Below are 5,884 nucleotides of genomic sequence, written 5' to 3' on the forward strand. Positions count from 1 at the left end.
TTCTTTTATATAATTGCCATTTAGTCATTTCTCTATTTGTGGCTAAGTTAAACTACCAGTTTTTGCTACATCTTTCCTTATTTTCTCATGACAAACTCTTGTTCACAGAGCCTAGGTATTATGCAACATGTTTCTGCTCTTTATAAAATCGCGAATCAGAAGTGAAGAGCTATTTATCTGAAGTGAAGGGAGTATATTCCCCATTTCGCGAACCACGAGTTGTATTGTAGCTTTTTTTGCCATCCCACCACTCTGTATTGACTGTACTTTTAAGAAGGTTGATTATGGAAAAAATTCAAGTTATAAATGAGTTGTACAATAGCATTTATGCAGCACTAAAGGCAAACCCTGATTTAAAGAAATATGTTACCAACATTTATAATTACCTACCTAAGCAGGTTACTATTCCTTACCTGAAATTGAGCATAGTAAGTTATAGCAACTTTCATATGCTGTCTAATTTTGCTACAAAGGTAAGATTTGCATGCGATATATATACTTATCATATAGACAGTATGTTTTCCATTATGAAGCGTATTAACTTTATACTTGAAAGTATTGAAGGTTTGATAGTGGGACTATTTTGGAAAATAATTGTGCTGTGGATCAGCACGATGAAATTTTACACTCAACAATTAATTTTGACATTTTGATCAAAGGAGGTGACAATGAGTAAGTTACAATTAAAAATTAAAGATCATGACAATAATTTTGTTGTGCTGAATAATACATGAAACTTAAGGTTTACTTTGCGTAATAATAGGGAAGAGATAAGAGATATTTCTTCTTTTGGCTGGAGAAAAGTGCTCGATTGTGCTGGAAGCAGACACATTACAATAAAAATTAATGGAATTTTAGATTCTGTATTAGCAGATAAATTATTACGTAATTCTGCTATGCTAAACTCTAATAATGATTATGAAATTAGTTTTAATGCGAAGGAAAAGATAAAGCTTAGATGTTCGGTTGAGCTGTATGAGAGGTATTATGACCCTGCTGCTTTTGACAGCTTCACTGTAGTTCTAGCCAGTGCTGAAGTTGTAACCACCTTTCATTAATGTTAATTTAATTTTTTCATATACAGTAGTAACTGGTGGAAATTTTAACTAAGTTATGGATGACAATTATCTTTTTAAGGGGGGAAGTGAAGAAAATAACGATGATAAAAGAGAGAGGAATTTGAAAAACGAAAATCAACTAAATCAAGAAGAGCAGCCCAAAGAGAAAGACATAACGCAGTACGTTCAAGACTACTTAAAAGCTTTTGAGGATATTTTAACCCAGATTGACGAAGAAATCGATAATTTAGATAGTTACGAAAGAACTATGCAAGTAAAGCGAAGTATAGATAGGCTCATAGAAACTTTATATAGTCAAGCAGCGTCTGAAGACATTGACGTGGAACTTGAAACCACAAAGCATACTCGCGATAAATCAGAGTCCAAGAAAAGAGTTATGGAGAAGAGAAGAAAACAAATAATGGAAAAAGTGTTAAGTGGTATGTTTGCCCAGCAACAAAAGGAGCTAATGAACGCCAAACATTTAAGCCATGGACATGAAACAGCACATGACGAAGATGTTCTCAAAGCAAAGGCACGAATGAAGTCTTCAATCAAGGGAGTGTTGTTTTCAGTTATTGCTCATAGAATGGACCCAAGAAGGAGAGCAGGAGAAACTGCTGACAACAACGAAAAGCAAGCTCACATATATGGCAGGGAAGCAGTTGGTGGAGCTTTAGGTGCACTGCTAAAAGCGTTTTTGACTGCGGTTATTGCCGCTGTACGCGAAATTGCCAAGCCACTTCAGCACATGAGCAAACAAGAAACATTTTTTGCAAAGCAAGTCGAAGAAAGCAGAAACACAGATCCACAGAAAGGTCGATCTATGTAGACTTTTCATATTACTCTCTGATCTCTAGCCGTCTTTTACAAAGTTAAAAGTTGTAACACTTAAAAATGTGATTGAAAAATTGTGAGCAATAATGTATAATTATTAATATTTTAAGTATTTTAGCTGTGGCATTTTCTAAATTGCTCGACCCTAAAAATGATGTCGCCTTCAGGCGCATCTTTGGTACAGAGAAGAACAAGGATATTCTCATTCATTTTCTTAATGATATCTTGGGGCTCACTGGCAAGGATGAAATAAAAGAAATAGAATTCCTCAGCACTATTCAAGATGCTGAAATTGCCTCCAAAAAGCAAAGCATTGTTGATGTTCTCTGTAGAGATGAAAATGGGGTGCAGGTAATTGTTGCAATGTAGGTCGCTAAAACTAAAGGCTTTGAAAAACGCGCTCAACACTATGCTGCTAAGGCGTATTCAAGACAGGCTAATAAAGGCGATCAATATGAAGACCTTAAAGAAATTACCTTTATTGCCATTGCGGATTGTATCTTATTTCCTGATAAGTCTGAGTATAAATCAAAGCACACTATTCGGGACGAGGATACCAATGAACATGATTTAAAAGATTTTTATTTCACATTTATTGAACTGCCAAAATTTCCGAAAACGAAGGAAGATTAATTGGAGAGCATAGTTGAAAAATGGGTCTACTTCTTCAATTATGCAGAGGAAACCAATGAAGGGGAACTGGAAAGAATAATAGGAAGTGACGTGATAATCAAAAAAGCATATGAGGAGCTAAATAGATTCAACTGGTCAGAAAAGGAGTTCATAGCATATGAACAAGAAATAAAGCGTATCCGTGATGAGAAGGCTGTTCTCGCTCAAAAACTTGATGATGCTAGAGAAGAAGGCATCCAAATTGGTGAAAAGAAAGGAGAAATCGAAGTGGCAAGAGCAATGCTGGTTAATAATGTTGATGTTGATACTATTGCCAAGTGTACTAATCTCTCCATTAGCGAGATTGAAGGATTAAGGAATATGCTTCAAGTTGAAGAAAAATAGCAGCAGATCTGGATGAGGGAGCATAATGGCCTAATCCACTTTCAACTCCTCAGCGTGTAAGCTACGTGGTAAAGACTCCAGTTCCTTTGCAGCACTTAGTTCTTTATTTTTTGCATGTATACCAAGTTTGTTGAGTTCTCGGGCAGCAGGAAACACCCTTGCTTCAAGCGAACCTGCGGTTTTATTGTAATGATCAACAGCACTTTTTAAGCTCCTGCGCAGATTATCAAAATTTTCACCCATTGTGCAGATACGCTCGTATAAAATATGACCCAGTTCACTGATTTTTTTTGCACTCTCGGCTATCATTTCCTGTTTCCATCCATACGCTATTGCCCTAAGCAGTGCGATCAAAGTGATCGGTGTTGCAATAATCACTTTTTTTTTCACCCCAATCTCTATCAAAGCTGGCTCATATTCCAGTGCTGCACTAAAAACCCCCTCCCCTGTGAGAAAAAGTACCACAAGCTCTGGCGTATTTTCAAATTGATTCCAATATTCTTTTTTGCCCAGATCACTTATATGTTTTTTTATTGCCAAAGAGTGATTCTTTAACTTCTCCTTTTGTATCTGTAAATCGTTTTGTGACATAGCATCAAGATAAGAATCAAGCGGTACTTTAGCATCTATTATTATTTGTTTTCCAGATGGCATTTTGATTATCAAATCAGGGCGCAATAAATTGTCCTCGTTTTTATCAATTACTGACGGCTGAGTAAAAAAATCGCAATATTCGATCATCCCCGCCATTTCTACCACTCTTTTTAGCTGCATTTCGCCCCATTTTCCTCTAATGTGGGGCTTCCTCAGAGCATTAGCAAGGCTAGAAGTCTGGTTCATTAACGCACCAATTTGCTCCTTTAAACCTTCATAGGCCCCTACCCTCTCCTTCTCCAGCTCGCGTATCTCGCTATCAAATTTTTCTAATTTTTCTTTTATTGGAACTACAACTTCGTTGATCGTTGCTTGTCTTTTTTTGAAATCGTTTTCTGTTTCTTTTAATTTGCCATCAATGACTTCCTTTGCCAAATTCAGAAAATTATTATTGTTCGCCTGCAAAGCATCAAGAGACAGTGCTTTAAAAGCATTTGTGAGTCTCTCCTCAGCTTTTGTCAGTAGTTCTATTTCTTTTTTCTTTTCCTCGCGTTCTTTCTGCAGAGTTACTTCTAGCTCTGCATTGCTTACTTTTAAACACACTATTTCTTCGTCTTTATTAGTTAAAGCCTGCTTTGCCCCTTGAAATTCACGTTCTAACTTACATAAATTACCCTCAAGATTTGCTGATTTTATTTTCTCCTCGCTCAGTTTTCTATTCTTTTTTGTGATGGTATAGAGAAAGAGTAATAAGGAGAGAAAATTTAGTCCGAGAAATATAGAATTGAAAAGCATCAGAATACAAAAAAATCGCACTCATAATGCTATCTAATTTTTATTTACATAGGAAAGAAAAAAAAGGAGCACATTTTCAAATGCTCCTTTTCAAAGATTCAGCTGTAGTAATATTTGATATTACATAGCATGACCATCAGCAGCGTGTGGTTGCACTCCTGGACTAGTAGTTTCTGAATTTGGTTTGTCATCATTTGCACGCTCTTCATGCATAAGCTCCATGATTGGACCTTTAGATATCTGAGTAACATGAACTAATGGATTATTAATGTCCCAACCTATTATTTTTTCCATTGCCCTGATATCTGATTGACAGCTGGTCGATTTTTTCTTGGGTAATTTGCCTCTCGGATCATGCACAAGCTCGTTCTTCTGAGGTTCTATTGAACTTATAATATAGGATGCAACATTATCGTTCAATCCAAGAAGTTTTTCCAAAGTAACTTCGAACTTGCCTTTGTTACATTCAATATATACTTTTGGTTCTAGGAATATTTGATGACTATTTTTTTCTGCAAATTTTTTAACTTTAGCTTCAATAGACGGGCAGTATCTTGGTGCAACAACATCATCTAAATATGAAGAAGCTGACCTATGGAGGTTCTCTCGAATTATTCTGTGTGTATTTTCATTAGTATGAGTAATGAAACATGAAACAAAAAATACGATGCAAGCATTTGAGAAATTAAAACGATTAACATGACGTGATTACTAAGAAATGTTTCAAACTAAATCCATCCATTCTCCCGCGTGAACACATTGTTCTGTGCTCTCTGATGCACCCTCTACATGTTCATTTATCTTTTTACATGTTATTTCGCGCTCGTTGCACTGATAAGCATTTTTTTTTTTTTTTTGTCTGACAACTTCCTCCTCCGTATTGTTTTGGTTTAACAATGCATGCAACGGTAATAAAATTTGCGTGTGTTTTTTTCCCTCGTGCACGGAGCTACTACTGCTTGGTGGACGGCAAAATGTTAGGAAAACTGTCAATTAAATTTAATATTTTTGTTACTTTCCCGAAGAAAAAAATTATAATTTGCAACATTTTGTTCATAACAAAATGACAATTGCATCATTACATTCAACAAGTGAAAAATTAGCGCAGTTCAAAACATTTTTCTGATGGAAAGATTTGCAGTTAAGAACTTTAAAAATTTTAATCTTGGTAGCAAAAAATTTTGTGGAAGAAATAACATTTGAATTTGCTGAAGTTAATCAGTCAATCAATCAATAAAATGACTGCAAAGGAAACAATTACTTCGAAAAAGTTAATCTATTCAATAATTCCCGGCCTTTAAATGTTGCAAAATTAAATCATTCCGAAATGCCAATTTATGTTCTGATAACAATGAAATAATTTATTTTGATAATTTATGGTAAAATATCGATGTATTATTATCAGAAATGATCTGAAAAGATTTATTATATGAAATGCCAATAACAATGAAGCAGATGCTTTGATAACAATGAAACGCCAATTTGTTAATAATCACGTGATCAGTATTTAACAAACGGGACAGCAAAACGGCCTAAATAATGCATGGAATCAATGAAAGTAGGCAAATGTTGAATTGGCTCAT

The 5,884-nt window shown here is 35.1% G+C and carries 4 protein-coding genes and 4 pseudogenes; 4 read left to right on the plus strand and 4 right to left on the minus strand.

Annotated features, from left to right (window positions below):
* Positions 1-284 precede the first annotated feature (284 nt).
* The 4 genes and pseudogenes from GO685_RS02990 to GO685_RS03005 all read left to right on the plus strand — a co-directional run bounded on the left by GO685_RS02990 (position 285) and on the right by GO685_RS03005 (position 2,912).
* A pseudogene (locus GO685_RS02990) lies at positions 285-676 on the plus strand (DUF3168 domain-containing protein).
* Positions 669-1,058 (plus strand): annotated as a pseudogene (locus tag GO685_RS02995) (phage tail tube protein). The pseudogenes GO685_RS02990 and GO685_RS02995 overlap by 8 nt, the downstream one beginning before the upstream one ends.
* A 55-nt stretch (positions 1,059-1,113) precedes the next feature.
* On the plus strand, positions 1,114-1,890 hold the full coding sequence (locus GO685_RS03000; protein WP_175937515.1) for a hypothetical protein: 777 nt from the start codon (positions 1,114-1,116) through the stop codon (positions 1,888-1,890).
* Positions 1,891-2,015: 125 nt separating this feature from the next.
* A pseudogene (locus GO685_RS03005) lies at positions 2,016-2,912 on the plus strand (Rpn family recombination-promoting nuclease/putative transposase).
* Between the two features lie 30 nt (positions 2,913-2,942).
* On the opposite strand, the gene GO685_RS03010 reads toward GO685_RS03005, so the two are convergent.
* The 4 genes and pseudogenes from GO685_RS03010 to GO685_RS03025 form a co-directional block, all read right to left on the minus strand.
* On the minus strand, positions 2,943-4,301 hold the full coding sequence (locus GO685_RS03010; RefSeq protein ID WP_175937516.1) for a DNA recombination protein RmuC: 1,359 nt from the start codon (positions 4,299-4,301) through the stop codon (positions 2,943-2,945).
* Between the two features lie 120 nt (positions 4,302-4,421).
* Positions 4,422-4,739 carry a hypothetical protein gene (locus GO685_RS03015; protein ID WP_175937517.1) on the minus strand — a complete coding sequence of 106 codons (318 nt, stop codon included), beginning with the start codon at positions 4,737-4,739 and terminating at the stop codon, positions 4,422-4,424.
* A gap of 39 nt (positions 4,740-4,778) precedes the next feature.
* Positions 4,779-4,958 (minus strand): annotated as a pseudogene (locus GO685_RS03020) (FAD-dependent oxidoreductase); the annotation flags it as partial.
* Positions 4,959-5,024: 66 nt separating this feature from the next.
* Entirely contained in the window at positions 5,025-5,294 is a 270-nt protein-coding gene (locus tag GO685_RS03025; protein WP_175937518.1) for a hypothetical protein, read from the minus strand.
* Positions 5,295-5,884 lie beyond the last annotated feature (590 nt).

Origin of the sequence: Wolbachia endosymbiont of Madathamugadia hiepei (genome assembly GCF_013366855.1) — a bacterium.
GTDB lineage: Bacteria > Pseudomonadota > Alphaproteobacteria > Rickettsiales > Anaplasmataceae > Wolbachia.

Bases quoted from the DNA above. Each gene is read 5' to 3' on its own strand.
- GO685_RS03000 (WP_175937515.1), top strand. From the start codon at position 1,114: ATGGATGACAATTATCTTTTTAAGGGGGGAAGTGAAGAAAATAACGAT.
- GO685_RS03010 (WP_175937516.1), bottom strand. From the start codon at position 4,301: ATGCTTTTCAATTCTATATTTCTCGGACTAAATTTTCTCTCCTTATTA.